General features: G+C 72.7%; 14 protein-coding genes. 6 read left to right on the plus strand and 8 right to left on the minus strand.

From position 1 onward, the window contains the following. Positions 1 to 23 precede the first annotated feature (23 nt). The gene (gene argH, locus G6W55_RS29760; RefSeq protein WP_175523856.1) at positions 24 to 1,448 is read right to left on the minus strand and encodes an argininosuccinate lyase; all 1,425 of its coding nucleotides are present in this window, start codon (positions 1,446 to 1,448) and stop codon (positions 24 to 26) included. Positions 1,449 to 1,652: 204 nt separating this feature from the next. Between argH and G6W55_RS29765 the strand changes: the two genes are divergently transcribed. From G6W55_RS29765 to G6W55_RS29780, 4 genes are all read left to right on the plus strand, one after another. Further along, positions 1,653 to 2,525: a hypothetical protein gene (locus tag G6W55_RS29765; RefSeq protein ID WP_175523857.1), complete on the plus strand. Its 873-nt coding sequence runs from the start codon at positions 1,653 to 1,655 to the stop codon at positions 2,523 to 2,525. A 235-nt stretch (positions 2,526 to 2,760) separates the two neighbouring features. After that, the gene (locus tag G6W55_RS29770; RefSeq protein ID WP_175523858.1) at positions 2,761 to 4,143 is read left to right on the plus strand and encodes a ferric reductase-like transmembrane domain-containing protein; all 1,383 of its coding nucleotides are present in this window, start codon (positions 2,761 to 2,763) and stop codon (positions 4,141 to 4,143) included. A 66-nt stretch (positions 4,144 to 4,209) separates the two neighbouring features. Then, on the plus strand, positions 4,210 to 5,343 hold the full coding sequence (locus tag G6W55_RS29775) for an FMN-binding protein (RefSeq protein ID WP_175523859.1): 1,134 nt from the start codon (positions 4,210 to 4,212) through the stop codon (positions 5,341 to 5,343). Further along, positions 5,336 to 6,139 (plus strand): FAD:protein FMN transferase, encoded by an 804-nt coding sequence (locus G6W55_RS29780; protein WP_309243847.1) that lies wholly within the window; start codon positions 5,336 to 5,338, stop codon positions 6,137 to 6,139. The genes G6W55_RS29775 and G6W55_RS29780 overlap by 8 nt, the downstream gene beginning before the upstream one ends. A gap of 65 nt (positions 6,140 to 6,204) precedes the next feature. Here G6W55_RS29780 and G6W55_RS29785 read toward each other — a convergent pair whose 3' ends face one another. From G6W55_RS29785 to argC, 5 genes are read right to left on the minus strand one after another with little or no spacing between them, the layout of a single operon-like run. Further along, complete coding sequence (locus G6W55_RS29785) at positions 6,205 to 6,744, minus strand: arginine repressor (protein ID WP_030786109.1); 540 nt, start codon at positions 6,742 to 6,744, stop codon at positions 6,205 to 6,207. A 7-nt stretch (positions 6,745 to 6,751) separates the two neighbouring features. Beyond that, positions 6,752 to 7,951: an acetylornithine transaminase gene (locus tag G6W55_RS29790; RefSeq protein ID WP_175523860.1), complete on the minus strand. Its 1,200-nt coding sequence runs from the start codon at positions 7,949 to 7,951 to the stop codon at positions 6,752 to 6,754. Next, on the minus strand, positions 7,948 to 8,862 hold the full coding sequence (gene argB / locus G6W55_RS29795) for an acetylglutamate kinase (RefSeq protein WP_175523861.1): 915 nt from the start codon (positions 8,860 to 8,862) through the stop codon (positions 7,948 to 7,950). Before argB ends, G6W55_RS29790 begins: the two co-directional genes overlap by 4 nt. Next, positions 8,859 to 10,010, minus strand: a complete 1,152-nt coding sequence (gene argJ / locus G6W55_RS29800) for a bifunctional glutamate N-acetyltransferase/amino-acid acetyltransferase ArgJ (protein WP_175523862.1) — start codon at positions 10,008 to 10,010, stop codon at positions 8,859 to 8,861. Before argJ ends, argB begins: the two co-directional genes overlap by 4 nt. After that, positions 10,007 to 11,035, minus strand: a complete 1,029-nt coding sequence (gene argC / locus G6W55_RS29805) for an N-acetyl-gamma-glutamyl-phosphate reductase (protein WP_175523863.1) — start codon at positions 11,033 to 11,035, stop codon at positions 10,007 to 10,009. The genes argJ and argC overlap by 4 nt, the downstream gene beginning before the upstream one ends. Before the next feature lie 169 nt (positions 11,036 to 11,204). Here argC and G6W55_RS29810 point away from each other — a divergent pair, with 169 nt between their 5' ends. Then, positions 11,205 to 11,681 carry a DUF6314 family protein gene (locus G6W55_RS29810; RefSeq protein ID WP_175523864.1) on the plus strand — a complete coding sequence of 159 codons (477 nt, stop codon included), beginning with the start codon at positions 11,205 to 11,207 and terminating at the stop codon, positions 11,679 to 11,681. Here G6W55_RS29810 and G6W55_RS29815 read toward each other — a convergent pair. Both G6W55_RS29815 and G6W55_RS29820 read right to left on the minus strand, forming a co-directional pair. Next, positions 11,663 to 12,256 carry a histidine phosphatase family protein gene (locus tag G6W55_RS29815; RefSeq protein WP_030786126.1) on the minus strand — a complete coding sequence of 198 codons (594 nt, stop codon included), beginning with the start codon at positions 12,254 to 12,256 and terminating at the stop codon, positions 11,663 to 11,665. The genes G6W55_RS29810 and G6W55_RS29815 overlap by 19 nt on opposite strands. 126 nt (positions 12,257 to 12,382) lie before the next feature. Continuing rightward, positions 12,383 to 13,873, minus strand: coding sequence for a PLP-dependent aminotransferase family protein (locus tag G6W55_RS29820; RefSeq protein WP_175523865.1), 1,491 nt, complete (start codon positions 13,871 to 13,873; stop codon positions 12,383 to 12,385). On the opposite strand from G6W55_RS29820, the gene G6W55_RS29825 reads away from it, so the two are divergent. Beyond that, complete coding sequence (locus tag G6W55_RS29825; RefSeq protein WP_175523866.1) at positions 13,872 to 14,786, plus strand: DMT family transporter; 915 nt, start codon at positions 13,872 to 13,874, stop codon at positions 14,784 to 14,786. The two genes, G6W55_RS29820 and G6W55_RS29825, sit on opposite strands and share 2 nt — an antisense overlap. Positions 14,787 to 14,825 lie beyond the last annotated feature (39 nt).

The raw sequence follows: 14,825 nt of genomic DNA on the forward strand, positions 1-14,825 counted from the left end.
CGGCCGTGCGGTTCCCCGCGCTCCTAAAGGCGGTTCGCCCACGCGTGCTGGGCCGTCACGTCCGCCTTCACCTCGGCGAGCTGGACGGCCACCGCGCTGGGCGCCGTACCGCCGCGCCCGTCGCGGGAGGCCAGGGCGCCCGGCACGTTCAGGACGGAGCGCACCTCGGGCGTCAGATGGGCGGAGATCTTCGCGAACTGCTCGTCCGTCAGCTCGTCCAGCTCCTTGCCCTCGGCCTCGGCGGCCTTCACGCACTCGCCGGCCACCTCGTGCGCGACGCGGAACGGCACGCCCTGCTTGACCAGCCACTCGGCGATGTCGGTGGCGAGGGAGAAGCCGGCCGGGGCCAGTTCCTCCATGCGCTCGCGGTGCACGGTGAGGGTGGCGATCATGCCGGTGAAGGCGGGCAGCAGGACCTCCAACTGGTCGCAGGAGTCGAAGACCGGCTCCTTGTCCTCCTGGAGGTCACGGTTGTAGGCGAGCGGCAGGGCCTTGAGGGTGGCCATCAGCCCGGTGAGGTTGCCGATGAGACGGCCGCTCTTGCCCCGCGCCAGCTCGGCGATGTCCGGGTTCTTCTTCTGCGGCATGATCGACGAACCCGTGGAGAACGCGTCGTGCAGGGTCACGAAGGAGAACTCCTTCGTGTTCCAGATGATGATCTCCTCGGCGATCCGGGAGAGGTTCACACCGATCATCGCGGTGACGAAGGCGAACTCGGCGACGAAGTCCCGGGACGCCGTGCCGTCGATGGAGTTGCCGACGCTGCCGCGCTCGAAGCCGAGGTCCGCGGCGACCGCCTCGGGATCCAGGCCGAGGCTGCTTCCCGCCAGGGCACCGGAGCCGTACGGCGACACGGCCGTCCGCTCGTCCCACTGGCGCAGCCGCTCCGCGTCCCGGGAGAGGGACTGGACGTGGGCGAGGACATGGTGGGCGAAGAGCACCGGCTGGGCGTGCTGGAGGTGGGTGCGGCCGGGCATCGCCACGTCCGGGTGGGCCTCCGCGAGGCCGATCAGGGCGTCCTGGAGTTCGGCGATCAGACCGCCGACGATCCGGGCGTGGTCGCGCAGATACATCCGGAAGAGGGTCGCGACCTGGTCGTTGCGGGAGCGGCCGGCGCGCAGCTTGCCGCCGAGGTCGGGGCCGAGACGCTCCAGCAGGCCCCGCTCCAGCGCGGTGTGGACGTCCTCGTCGGCGATCGTGCCCACGAAGGAGCCGTCGGCGACGTCCGCCTCCAGCCGGTCGAGCCCGTCGATCATCCGGGTCAGCTCGTCCTCGGTGAGCAGGCCCGCCTTGTGCAGCACGCGCGCGTGGGCGCGGGAGCCGGCGATGTCGTAGGGAGCGAGCCGCCAGTCGAAGTGGACGGACGCGGACAGCTTGGCCAGGGCCTCGGCGGGACCGTCGGCGAAACGTCCGCCCCAGAGCCGGACGTCACCGCTGTTGCTGCTCACTTGCGTTGCTCCTCACCGCTGCACTCAACGTCGCACGTTCATGCATGAGTATGCAGAGTGATGCATGATTCGTCAATTCAGGCCCCTCGCGGGAGCACCGCTCCCCGGGTTTTCGAAAAGACCTTGAACAACAGCAACCGCTTACCCGTACACACGGCTGCACACCACTCACCATCCCTCCCCCGACCCGAGTGAGGCATCCGGATGTCCAGAGGTCTTCCGAAGTACAACAAGCGTCGTGTGGCGCTCGTCGGTGGCGTGGCCGCCGTGGCGCTGACCGGTGCGGTCGTCGTGAACACGGCCCTCGCCGGGGAGTCGCCCAAGAGCGGGGCCGCCACGAACGCCAAGACCCTGGCCGGTCCCGGCACGATCGCCTGCCCGGACGTCACCGGACAGCTCCCGGCGGTCCCCGCCTCCGCGAAGGCCGAGGTCGACCGCAACCTGGCCCTCCTCCAGACCCAGATCGACGAGGCGAACAAGCGGCTGGTCGACACCGTCGGGCAGGGCGGACCGAACTTCGTGCAGAACGCGATCCTCGGCCCGCTGAAGGACAAGCGGGTCGCCACGCTCAACCGCATCGAGACCGCCATCGGCCGCGCGGCCGCGAAGCCCGAGGGCCTGGAGGCGTTCGCCCCCTGCACGCTGAACGCGGGCGGCGTGGCGGCCCCCGGCGGCGACGCGGGCGGAAACGCGGGCCAGGACACCGGCGCCGGGGCGGGTGCGGACACGGGCGCGGGTGCCGGGGCCGCCGAGACGCCCGCGAACCAGGCCGGCGGTGGCGCCGCGGGCACCATCACCTGCCCCGACGTCGCCTCCCGGCTGCCCGCGATCCCCGCCTCCGCGAAGGCCGAGGTGGACCGTAACCTCGCCCTGCTCCAGACCCAGATCGGCGAGGCCAACACGCGCTTGCAGAACACGGTCGGCCAGGGCGGCCCCAACTTCGTGCAGAACGCGATCCTCGGCCCGCTGAAGGACAAGCGCGTCTCCACGATCGACCGCATCGCGATCTCCATCGGCCGCACCGCCGCCAAGCCGCAGGGTCTGGAGGCGCTGGCCCCCTGCACGCTGAACCAGTGAGCTGAACCCGTCACCCGACGGGAGCGGTGGCGGCGGACCGGGCGCACATCACCACGAGCGGGAGCGAACCGCCCGAACCGCCGCCGCCGTTCAGCCCGCTGCGACGGGAGCGGCGTCCCAGCTCAGCCCGCGTGCCGGGCTTTCCCACGACTTCCCGGCAGACTGAGCGACCGGCTGAACACTCTGCGGTCGCGCCACGTATCTGTGGGCCAAGGGTCAAGTCCCCGGAGGAACCGTGACCACCACGATCGCAGGCGGACGTGCCGCCCGCCGCCAGACGATGCGCCGCATCCGCCCGCGCCGATCCCCGGCCGTCCCGTTGTTGCTCGCCGTATGGGCGGGCGCGGCGGGCGTGCTGTGGCTGTGGTGGGCGAACACGCCGTCCATCTCGGACAACAACGGCAGGATCCTCCAGGCGGGGCGGATCACCGGGCTGCTCGCCGGCTATCTGATGGCGCTCGTGGTGCTCCAGATGGCGCGGGTGCCCGCGCTGGAGCGCCGGGTCGGCTCCGACCGGGTGGCCCGCTGGCACGCGATGTCGGGACGGTACACGCTCTGTCTGACCTTCGCGCACGTCTTCCTCATCATGTGGGGATACGCGCTCCAGGCGGGCAAGTCGCTCGGGGACATCGTCCAGCAGACGGTCGACTCGGTGAACCAGCTCCCCGACATGGGCAAGGCGGCCGTCGGCACCGGTCTGCTGGTGGTCATCGGCCTGGTCTCGATCGGCCCGGTCCGGCGCCTGATGCCGTACGACACCTGGTACCACGTGCATCTGCTGACGTACGCGGCGGTGTACCTGACGTTCTGGCACCAGATCACCACCGGCAACGAGTTCGCGGTGGAACCGTCCGCCAAGACCTTCTGGTACGCGCTGTACGGCGCGGTCACCGCGCTGGTGCTCTGGTACCGGGTCCTGACCCCGATCCGGCTGAACCTGCGTCACCGGCTGTACGTCGAGGCGGTCATCGAGGAGACGCCGGGCATCGTGTCCGTGCTGATCGGCGGCCGCAAGCTGCACCGGATGGGCGCGGAGGCCGGGCAGTTCTTCCGGTGGCGGTTCCTGGCGCCGGGGATGCGGTTCAGCTCGCACCCGTACTCGCTGTCGGCGGCGCCCCGCCCGGAGCTGCTGCGGATCACCGTCAAGGCGATCGGCGACCACAGCGAGGCGCTGCGCGAACTGACGCCCGGCACCAAGGTGTGGGCCGAGGGTCCGTACGGCGCGATGACGGCGTCCCGGCGCAGCCGCGGCAAGGTGCTGCTGGTGGCCGGCGGTGTGGGCATCACCCCGATGCGCGCGCTGTTCGAGACGCTGCCGGGCTCCGCCGGTGACATCACCCTGCTGTACCGGGCCAACAGCACCCAGGACCTGGCCCTCTGGGACGAGCTGGCGAAGATCGCCGACGAGCGCGGGGCGCGGCTGATGTACGCCGTGAACAGCCCCGACGGGGAGCGCCCCGACATCTCGGCGGAGTCCCTCCAGCGGAAGATCCCCGACATCGACAGCCACGACGTGTTCATGTGCGGGCCGAACGGCTTCGCCCAGGGCGTGTACGAGGCACTGCGCGGCGCCGGGGTTCCGGCCCGCCGTATCCATCACGAGTCGTTCGAGATGTGAGCGACGGGACCACCACGGCCACCCCCAAGCCCTCTGCCCTCGGCGGGAATCAGGAGTTCTGGAAACATGAGGAAGAGTCATCCCCTTCGGCGCGTCGTGCTCGCCACGGCCGCGACGGTGTCCGGGATCGTGCTGCTGCTGACCCTGAAGCCGGGTTCGGACCCGGACTCCCAGGCGGCCGGCGCGGCCCAGCAGGGCGCCGCCCAGGCCGGGGCCGCCGCGGCGGCGACGGGCACGTACACCGGTGACGCGGTGGACACCCAGTACGGGCCCGTCCAGGTGCGGGTCACGCTGGCCGCCGGCAAGATCACCCAGGCGGACGCGGTCCAGGCGCCCAAGGGCGGCCAGAGCGACCAGATCACCGCGAACGCCGTCCCCAAGCTGAACCAGGCGGCCGTGGCGGCCGGCAGCGCGAACATCGACACGGTGTCCGGCGCGACCTTCACCACCGAGGGCTACAAGAAGTCCCTCCAGTCCGCGATCGACAAGGCCAACGCCGGTGCGGGCGCCTCCCAGGGAGCCGGCCAGGCGGCCCCGGTCACCGGTGTCTTCACCGGTGACGCGGCGGACACCGAGTACGGCGCGATCCAGGTCCGGATCACCGTCAAGGACAACCGGATCACCAAGTCGGAGACGGTCCAGCAGCCCAAGGGCGGCCAGAGCGACCAGATCACCGGCAACGCCGTCCCGAAGCTGAACAAGGACGTCGTCGCCAAGCAGAGCGTGCAGATCGACACGGTGTCCGGCGCGACCTACACCACCGAGGGCTACAAGAAGTCCCTCCAGTCCGCGATCGACAAGGCGAACGCCAGCGCCGGTGCCGCGCAGGAGGCGGGCGGCCAGGCGTCGCAGTCCCCGGAGGCCGGGGCGCAGGACCCGGGGGCCGAGCAGGGCGGCGACGGGGGTTCCGGCGGCGCCGCGCAGGCGTCGGGCACCTTCACGGGCGACACGGTCCAGACGGACTACGGCCCCGTGCAGGTCCGGATCACCGTCGCGGGCGGCAAGATCACCAAGGCGGAGGCGGTCCAGCAGCCCAAGGGCGGCCAGAGCGACCAGGTCAACGGCAACGCGATCCCGAAGCTGAACCAGGCGGCCGTGGCGGCCGGCAGCGCGGACATCGACGCGGTGTCCGGGGCGACCTACACCAGCGGCGGCTACAAGGAATCCCTTCAGTCGGCGCTGGACCAGGCCGGTGTCTGAGACCGTGGCCGAGTCGGCAGCAGCCCCCGCCGCGGTGCGGCACGCGGAGGAGGTCATGGGGACCGTGTTCTCCTTCGACGTCCGCGGCGGGGACCCGGAGGCGGTGCGCACGGCGCTGGACGAGGCGGTCGCCTCCCTGCACCGGGTCAACGAGGTGTTCAGCACCTACCGCGAGGACAGCCAGATCTCGCGCCTCCAGCGCGGCGAACTGACCGTCGGGGAGTGCGACCCCGAGGTGGCCGAGGTGCTCGGACTGGGCGCCGAGGCGGAGCGGACCAGCGACGGCTGGTTCAGCATGCGCTACGGCGGCCAGGTCGACCCGACCGGCATCGTCAAGGGCTGGGCGGCGGAGCGCGCGGCCCGGCTGATCGGCGCCGTGGCCGGGGTGAGCGGTGTCAGCGTCAACGGCGGCGGCGACGTCCAGTTGCTGGGGGTGCCGGGTCCCGAGCGGCCGTGGCGGGTCGGCGTGGCCGATCCCCTGCGGCCGGGCGGGCTGGCGGCGGTGGTGTCGGCGGCGGGCGCGGACGAACTCGCGGTCGCCACCTCGGGTACGGCGGAGCGCGGCGCGCACATCGTCGACCCGCGCACCGGCCGTTCGGCGGTCACCGACCTGGTCGCCGTGACCGTGGTGACACCCCGGCTGACCTGGGCGGACTGCTGGGCCACGGCCGCGTTCGCGATGGGCTCCCGCGAGGGCCTGGCCTGGCTGGAGTCCCTCCCGGACGTGGAGGCACTCCTGATCACGGCGGGCGACGAGGTGCGCTGCACGGGGGGCCTGGCCAGACGACTGGGCTGAGCGACCCGAAGGGGCGCGGGGAACTGCGCGACCGGCCACAGCGCACCCGCACCCGCAGGCAGCCGTCAGTGCCCGTTCTGAGCCAGCCGCAGCAAGTGGTCGGCCAGCGCCTGCCCACCCGCAGGCTCCCGGCTGATCAACAGCAACGTGTCGTCACCGGCGATCGTCCCGAGGATGTCGTGCAGTTCGGCCTGGTCGATCGCCGAGGCCAGGAACTGCGCGGCCCCGGGAGGCGTTCGCAGCACGACCAGGTTCGCCGACGCCTCCGCGGAGATCAGCAGCTCCTGGGAGAGCCGCCGCATCCGCTCCTCCTTCGCCGACTCGCCCAGCGGGGCCCGGGGGGTGCGGAAACCCCCCTCGCTCGGCACCGCGTAGATCAGGTCGCCGTCGTTGTTGCGGATCTTGACCGCGTTCAACTCGTCCAGGTCCCGGGAGAGCGTCGCCTGCGTGACGCTCAGCCCGTCGTCGGCCAGGAGTTTCGCCAACTGGCTCTGCGAGCGCACCGGTTGACGGTTGAGGATGTCCACGATCCGCCGGTGCCGGGCGGTGCGGGTCTGCGGCACGGCAGGCCCCGTCGTCTGGTCGTGCTCCTGCGCGTGGCTCATCGTCGTCTCATTCCCCGGTCCGTCCGTCCCCGTTCGCTGCGTCGAGGATGCCGGGCAGCGCCTGGAGGAGGGCGTCCGTCTCGTCGTCGCCGAGGTTCAGCGGCGGCATCAGCCGTACGACGTCGGGGGCGGGCGCGTTCACCAGGAATCCGGCCTCCTGAGCCGCCTGCTGCACCTGGGGCGCGAGCGGCTCGGTGAGCACGATACCCAGGAGGAGCCCCGCGCCCCGGACATAATCGATCAACGGGTGGCCCAGACCCTCGATTCCGTCGCGCAGCTTCTCGCCCTGCCGCTTGACGTTGTCGAGGAGTCCTTCGTTCTCGATGGTGTCGAGGACGGCGAGTCCGGCGGCGCAGGCGACCGGGTTGCCGCCGAAGGTGGTGCCGTGCTGGCCGGGCCGCAGCAGGTCGGCGGCGCGTCCGAAGGCGACGGTGGCGCCGAGCGGCAGTCCGCCGCCGAGACCCTTGGCGAGGGTCACGACGTCGGGCAGGACGCCCTCGTGGGCCTGGTACTCGAACCACTGCCCGGTGCGCCCGACACCGGTCTGCACCTCGTCGAGGACGAGCAGGGACCCGGTGGCGGCGGTGATCGCCCGGGCGGCCTTGAGGTAGCCGGCGGGGGGCACGACGACGCCGTTCTCGCCCTGGACCGGCTCGATGATCACGAGGGCGGTGTCCTCGGTGACCGCGGCCGCCAGGGCCTGCGCGTCGCCGTAGGGGACGTGGGTGACGTCGCCGGGCAGCGGCAGGAAGGGTTCCTGTTTGCCGGGCTGGCCGGTGAGGGCGAGGGCCCCCATGGTGCGGCCGTGGAAGCCGCCGCGGGTGGCGACCATGTGGGTGCGCCCGGTGAGCCGGCCGATCTTGAAGGCGCCCTCGTTGGCCTCGGCGCCGGAGTTGCAGAAGAACACCTTGCCGTCGCGGCCGAAGTGGCGCAGGAGCCGTTCGGCGAGGGCGACGGGCGGTTCGGCGATGAACAGGTTGGAGACATGGCCGAGGGAGGCGATCTGCCGGGTGACGGCCTCGACGACGGCCGGGTGGGCGTGGCCGAGCGCGTTGACCGCGATGCCGCCGACGAAGTCGACGTACTCGGTGCCGTCGGCGTCCCAGAGCCGGGCGCCCTCGCCGCGGACGAGCGGGATCCGCGGGGTGCCGTAGTTGTTCATGAGCGCGCCCTGCCAGCGCTGGGTCAGCTCCTCGTTGGCGGTCATCCGGCGTCCCCCTCCTGCTCGTCGGGCACGACCATCGTGCCGATTCCCTCGTCCGTGAAGATCTCCAGCAGGATCGAGTGCTGGACCCGCCCGTCGATGACGCGGGCGGTGGTGACGCCGTTGCGTACGGCGTGCAGACAGCCCTCCATCTTCGGCACCATGCCCGAGCTCAGCTCCGGCAGGAGTTTCTCCAGTTGGGAGGCGGTGAGCCGGCTGATCACCTCGTCGGAGTGCGGCCAGTCCTCGTAGAGGCCCTCGACGTCGGTGAGGACCATGAGGGTCTCGGCGCCCAGTGCCGCAGCGAGTGCCGCAGCCGCCGTATCAGCATTGACGTTGTAGACATGTCCGTCGTCCTCGGAGCGGGCGATCGAGGAGACGACCGGGATACGGCCGTCGGCGAGTAGGGCCTCGATGGCGCCGGTGTCGATCGCGGTGATCTCGCCGACCCGTCCGATGTCGACGCGTTCGCCGTCGACCTCGGGCCGGTGCCTGGTGGCGGTGATGGTGTGCGCGTCCTCGCCGGTGAGGCCGACGGCGAGGGGTCCGTGCTGGTTGAGGAGTCCGACCAGTTCGCGCTGGACCTGCCCGGCGAGCACCATCCGGACGACGTCCATGGCGTCCTCGGTGGTGACGCGCAGGCCGGCCTTGAACTCGCTGACGATGCCGTGCCGGTCGAGGGCGGCGCTGATCTGCGGGCCGCCGCCGTGCACGACGACCGGCTTGAGGCCGGCGTGGTGCAGGAAGACGACGTCCTGGGCGAAGGCGTCCTTCAGCTCGTCGTCGATCATGGCGTTGCCGCCGAACTTGATGACGACGGTCTTGCCGTTGTGCCGGACGAGCCAGGGCAGGGCCTCGATGAGGATCTGGGCCTTGGGGAGGGCGGTGTGCTTCCGCGCGGGTGTGCTGCTCATGACGAGTACGCGCTGTTCTCGTGGACGTAGTCGGCGGTGAGGTCGTTGGTCCAGATGGTGGCCGTCTCGGTGCCGGCGGCCAGGTCGGCGACGATGTGGATCTCGCGGTAGCGCATGTCGACCTTCTCGCGGTCCTCGCCGACGCCGCCGTTCTTGCAGACCCAGACGCCGTTGATGGCGACGTTGAGCCGGTCGGGTTCGAAGGCGGCGCGGGTGGTGCCGATGGCGGACAGGACGCGGCCCCAGTTGGGGTCCTCGCCGTGGAGGGCGCACTTGAGGAGGTTGTTGCGGGCGATGGTGCGGCCCACCTCGACGGCGTCGTCCTCGCTGGCGGCGTTGACCACCTCGATCCTGATGTCCTTGCTGGCGCCCTCGGCGTCGCGGATCAACTGCTGGCCGAGGTCGTCGCAGACCTGGCGTACGGCGGCGGCGAACTCCTCGTAGCCGGGGGTGACTTCGGCGGCGCCGGAGGCGAGCAGCAGCACGGTGTCGTTGGTGGACATGCAGCCGTCGGAGTCGACGCGGTCGAAGGTGACCCGGGTGGCGGCGCGCAGTGCCTTGTCGAGGGTCGCGTCGTCGAGGTCGGCGTCGGTGGTGAGGACGACGAGCATGGTGGCGAGGCCGGGGGCGAGCATGCCGGCGCCCTTGGCCATGCCGCCGACGGTCCAGCCGTCGCCCTGGACCACGGAGGTCTTGTGGACGGTGTCGGTGGTCTTGATGGCGATGGCGGCCTTCTCGCCGCCGTGCTCGCTGAGGGCGGCCGCGGCGGTCTCGACGCCGGGGAGCAGCTTGTCCATCGGGAGCAGGACGCCGATGAGGCCGGTGGAGCAGACGGCGATCTCGACGGCGCCCCGGCCGAGGACCTCGGCCGTCTTCTCGGCGGTGGCGTGGGTGTCCTGGAAGCCCTTGGGTCCCGTACAGGCGTTGGCGCCGCCGGAGTTGAGGACGACGGCGGAGACCTGGCCGCCCTTGAGGACCTGTTCGGACCACAGGACGGGCGCGGCCTTCACGCGGTTGGAGGTGAAGACGCCCGCGGCGGCGCGGCGCGGACCGGTGTTGACCACGAGGGCCAGGTCCGGGTTGCCGTTCTCCTTGATCCCGGCGGCGATGCCCGCCGCCGTGAATCCCTTGGCTGCCGTGACGCTCACGGTGCGACTCCGATCGTGGGAAGACCCAGCTCCTCGGGGAGTCCGAGGGCGATGTTCATGCTCTGGACGGCACCGCCCGCGGTGCCCTTGGTCAGATTGTCGATGGCGCTGATGATGATGATCCGGCCGACCGCGGCGTCGTGTGCGACCTGCACCTGAACGGAGTTGGAACCGTGCACGGCGGCGGTGGCGGGCCACTGCCCCTCGGGCAGGAGGTGGACGAACGGCTCGTCGGCGTACGCCTTCTCGTAGGCGGCGCGCAGGGCGTCGGCCGTGACGCCCGGGGTGGCGGCGGCGCTGCACGTGGCGAGGATGCCGCGGGACATCGGCGCCAGGGTCGGCGTGAAGGAGACGGCGACCGGCTCGCCCGCGGCGGCGCTGAGGTTCTGGATCATCTCGGGGGTGTGCCGGTGCCCGCCGCCGACGCCGTACGGCGACATGGAGCCCATGACCTCGCTGCCGAGCAGGTGGGTCTTGGGGTTCTTGCCGGCGCCGGAGGTGCCGGAGGCGGCGACGATCACGGCCTCCGGCCCGGCGAGTCCGGCGGCGTAGGCCGGCCAGAGGGCGAGGGAGACGGCGGTGGGGTAGCAGCCGGGGACCGCGATGCGCCTGGACCCCTCCAGCGCGGCGCGGCCGCCCGGCAGTTCGGGCAGGCCGTAGGGCCAGGTCCCGGCGTGCGGCGAGCCGTAGAACCGTTCCCAGTCGGCCGGGTCCTTCAGCCGGAAGTCGGCGCCCATGTCGACGACGAGGACGTCCGGGCCGAGCTGTTCGGCGACGGCGGCGGACTGGCCGTGCGGGAGGGCGAGGAAGACGACGTCGTGTCCGGCGAGTGCCTCGGCGGTGGTCTCCTCCAGGACGCGGTCCGCGAGCGGGAACAGGTGCGGCTGGAGCGTGCCGAGCGGGCGGCCGGCATTGGAGTTGGCGGTGAGGGCGCCGATCTCGACCTCGGGGTGGGCGAGGAGCAGGCGCAGCACCTCACCGCCCGCGTATCCGCTCGCTCCGGCCACTGCCGCACGTACCGCCATGGTCTCCTCCTTCTGGACGGCATGACTATACGTATCCATGCACGTTTATGCAATCCATTCCGGCACCGGGCCGCCCCCGGAGCCATCCGTACCCGGAAAGTTAGGTCTACCTAACCTCCAGCTCGGGGGCAAACCCCGGCCACTGCAGCCCGGCGCGTATCGTCGGGGCATGGCGGAAGGGACGAAGGACGGCGTGTGGCCCGTGCCGGACGTGCTGGCGTATCTCGCCGGGACCTGGCGGGTGGAGCGGACCGTGCGGGATCTGGCGGGCGGGGCCGCGGGACACTTCGAGGGGACCAGCGTGTTCAAGCCCCTGGACGCCGACGGGCCGCTGGATGTCTGTGGGCTGTTGCACGAGGAGTCCGGCGTCTTCACCTGGCAGGGCGTCGCGCGGCCCGCCGAGCGGACCCTGCGGTTCCTGCCGGGGCCGACGCCCGGCACGGCGGACGTGCGCTTCGCCGACGGGCGCCCCTTCCACGGCCTGGACCTGAGCGGCGGCCGGCATGTGGCCGACCATCCGTGCGCCGCCGATCTCTACCGCGGCGAGTTCACCGTCCGGGACGCGGACCACTGGCGGACGGTGTGGCGGGTGGGCGGCCCGGCCAAGGACCTGCTGCTGACGACGGACTACGCGCGCGTGGTCTGACCGGCCACCCCGTCGAAGCGCAGGTTCCAGCGGCCGCGCAGTCCGGTGACGGTGGTCGTCGACAGCGGGCGCACGTCGATGTTCCAGTACGACGACGGCGGCGCCTTGAGCGCGTAGACCAGGGCCGCGCGGATCACGCTCGGCTCGGCCACGGCGACGATCCGGCCGCCGTCCTCCACCGGGCGGGTGTCCAGCCAGCCGCCGACGCGCGTGATGAAGTCGAGCAGCGACTCCCCGCCGTGCGGTGTGGCGTGCGGGTCGGCCAGCCAGGCGTCCACGGACTCCGGCTCGCGGGCCATCGCCTCGCCCAGGGTGAAGCCGCGCCAGCGGCCCATGTCGCAGTCGCGCAGGGCCGGCTGGACGAGCGGGGCGAAGCCGAGCGCGTCGCCGGTGGCCCGGCTGCGCGGGGTCGGTGAGCAGTAGCGCAGCTCGGCGGCGGCCAGCGGCAGCAGCTCGGGCGCGGCGCGCTGCACCTCTTCCCAGCCCGCCTGGTCCAGCGGGCGGTCGTCCTCGAAGCGTTCCGCGAGCAGCGGGGAGCTGCGCGCGGCGGCGACGAATGTGACCCGAAACGACATGCGGTGATGGTGTGCCGAGCACGTACCCAGGTCAAGGGCTGACCGTCGGCGGGCAGGCCAATTCTTTCCCTTACGGCCGGACCTGCCGGACAAGTCCCGCGAAAACGAACCCCGCCCGCACCGGAGTCACACCGGGCCGGGGAGATCCACGGGGAGCACCTCGTCGCAGGCGGCCCGCAGCCGGCGGACGCCCTCCGCGATCTCCTCCGTGCCGGCGACCGCCGCGAAGCTCAGCCGGACGTGCGCGGCGGGGGGCTCGGCGCTGAAGTAGGGGCGGCCGGGGGTGAGGGCGACACCGGCGCGCAGGGCGGCGGCGGTGAAGGCGGCCTCCCCATCGGCGCCGAAGGCCGGGGCGGTGCCGCCGGTGCCGTCCGGCAGCCGCAGCCAGAGGTGGTAGCCGCCGGACGGGATGTGCGGCAGGGCGAGTTCGGGCAGCCGCAGGGCGAGCGCGGCGGTCATCGCGTCCCTGCGGGCCCGCAGGGCGGCGGCGACGGCCCGCAGATGGCGGGGCCAGGCGGGCGAGCCGACGAGTTCCAGGGCGGCCTCCTGGAGCGGGCGGGGCACGAAGAACGTGTCCACGACCTGGATGGCGCGCAGCCGCTCCAGCGCCGGTCCGCGGGCGGCGAGGGCGCAGACCCGGAAGCTGGGCGAGGTGGCCTTGGTGAGCGAGCCGACGTGCACCACGACACCGTCGGTGTCGTCGGCGGCCAGCGGGCGCGGCAGCGGCCCGGCGTCCTCGTGGGCGAGCCGCCGTACGAAGTCGTCCTCCACGACGAACGCGCCGGCCTCCCGCGCGATGCGCAGCACCTCGCCCCGGCGGTCCGGGGCCAGTACGGCGCCGGTCGGGTTCTGGAACAGCGGCTGGCAGACGAAGACCCGGGCGCCGGTGGCCCGGAAGGCGTCGGCGAGCAGGTCGGGCCGTACCCCGTCGCGGTCGACGGGCACCGGGACCGGACGCAGTCCGGCCGAGCGGGCGATGGCCAGCATGCCGGGGTAGGTGGGCGACTCGACCAGCACCGGCGCGCCGGGCGGGGCGAGGGCGCGCAGGGCGGTGGTCAGCGCGGCCTGGCCGCCCGCCGCGACCAGCACCTCGGCGGCCGTGACCGCGCCGCCGATGGTGCGCGCGAACCATTCGCGCAGTTCCGGCAGGCCCTCCACCGGCGGCCGGCCCCAGGCGCCGGGCCGCCGTCCGGCACGGGCCAGGGCGGCGGACATCGCGCGCTCGGGCTGGAGCGAGGGGTGCAGATAGCCGCCGTTGAACTCGATGACGCCCGGCGGCGGGGCGGCCAGCGAGACCATGACCCCGGAGGCGTCGACCGAGCGCGGGACGAGGTCGGCGGCGCCGTCCGCGCTGAGCGCGACCTCCTGCCAGGAGGTGTCGCCGGGCGCGGCGGTCGCGGGGCGCGGCGGCCGGGCGCGGAAGGCTCCGGCGCCGGGGCGGGTCACGACGAGTCCCTCGGCGGCGAGCTGCGCCAGCGCCCGGGAGACGGTCACGGGGCTCACCCGGAAGCGTTCGACCAGGGCCCTGCTGGACGGCAGCTTTCCACCGGGTGAGTAGCGGTCCAGCTCTCGTCTCAGGTGATCCGCCAGCTCACCCACACTGCTACGCTCGTGCATGAAGACACAGAGTAGCGCTACTGCCGGGCCCACGATAGCGGTCACCGCCCCGCACCCGGCGGGCAGCGGCACCGTCCTGGCCGTCCTCGGGGTGGTCGCCTTCTCCCTCACCTTCCCCGCGACGGCCTGGGGTCTGGAGGGCTTCGGGCCGTGGTCGCTGGTGGCCGTGCGCAGTGTGCTGGCCGCGCTGCTCGCGGGCGGCGCCCTGCTGGCGCTCCGGGTCGCGCCGCCCGCCCGGCGGCACTGGGCGGGGCTCGCGGTCGTGGCCGCGGGGGTCGTCGTCGGCTTCCCGCTGCTCACCACGCTCGCGCTGCGGACGTCCACGACCTCGCACGCCGCCGTCGTGGTCGGACTGCTCCCGCTGACCACCGCCCTGCTGTCCGCCCTGCGCACCGGGATCCGGCCCTCGCGCACCTTCTGGGCGGCGGCCCTGGCCGGTGCGGGCGCGGTGGTGACGTTCACCGTGCTCCAGAGCGGCGGCGCCCTGACCACCGCCGACCTGTATCTGTTCGGGGCGCTGCTGGTGTGCGCGGCCGGCTACACCGAGGGCGGGCGGCTGGCCCGGGTGATGCCGGGCTGGCAGGTGATCGGCTGGGCGCTGGTGCTGTGCCTGCCGCTGACCGTGCCCGCCGCGGCCGTCGCCCTCGCGCACGAGCCGGTCACGCTGACCGCGCACGGGGTGGCGGGGCTGCTGTGGGTCGCGGCGGGCTCGCAGTTCCTCGGCCTGGTCGTCTGGTACCGGGGCATGGCGGCCATCGGGATCCCGAGGGCCAGCCAGTTGCAGTTGGCCCAGCCGCTGCTCACACTGGTGTGGTCGGTGCTGCTGCTGGGCGAGCATCTGACGCCCGCCGCTCCGCTGACCGCCGCGGCCGTGCTGGTCTGCATCGCCGTCACACAGCGTGCGCGCGGCTGAGCCGACAATCCCGGATCACCGCACCAGGCGAGGAGGCCC

Origin of the sequence: Streptomyces sp. CAI-85 (genome assembly GCF_013363615.1) — a bacterium.
GTDB lineage: Bacteria > Actinomycetota > Actinomycetes > Streptomycetales > Streptomycetaceae > Streptomyces > Streptomyces antibioticus_B.

Excerpts from the sequence above, each read along its gene's own strand:
- G6W55_RS29820 (WP_175523865.1), bottom strand. The coding sequence starts at position 13,873 with ATGCACGAGCGTAGCAGTGTGGGTGAGCTGGCGGATCACCTGAGACGA.
- argB (WP_175523861.1), bottom strand. The coding sequence starts at position 8,862 with ATGAGCAGCACACCCGCGCGGAAGCACACCGCCCTCCCCAAGGCCCAG.
- G6W55_RS29765 (WP_175523857.1), top strand. The coding sequence starts at position 1,653 with ATGTCCAGAGGTCTTCCGAAGTACAACAAGCGTCGTGTGGCGCTCGTC.
- G6W55_RS29815 (WP_030786126.1), bottom strand. The coding sequence starts at position 12,256 with ATGTCGTTTCGGGTCACATTCGTCGCCGCCGCGCGCAGCTCCCCGCTG.
- G6W55_RS29790 (WP_175523860.1), bottom strand. The coding sequence starts at position 7,951 with ATGACCGCCAACGAGGAGCTGACCCAGCGCTGGCAGGGCGCGCTCATG.
- argC (WP_175523863.1), bottom strand. The coding sequence starts at position 11,035 with ATGGCGGTACGTGCGGCAGTGGCCGGAGCGAGCGGATACGCGGGCGGT.
- G6W55_RS29810 (WP_175523864.1), top strand. The coding sequence starts at position 11,205 with ATGGCGGAAGGGACGAAGGACGGCGTGTGGCCCGTGCCGGACGTGCTG.
- G6W55_RS29775 (WP_175523859.1), top strand. The coding sequence starts at position 4,210 with ATGAGGAAGAGTCATCCCCTTCGGCGCGTCGTGCTCGCCACGGCCGCG.
- G6W55_RS29785 (WP_030786109.1), bottom strand. The coding sequence starts at position 6,744 with ATGAGCCACGCGCAGGAGCACGACCAGACGACGGGGCCTGCCGTGCCG.
- G6W55_RS29825 (WP_175523866.1), top strand. The coding sequence starts at position 13,872 with ATGAAGACACAGAGTAGCGCTACTGCCGGGCCCACGATAGCGGTCACC.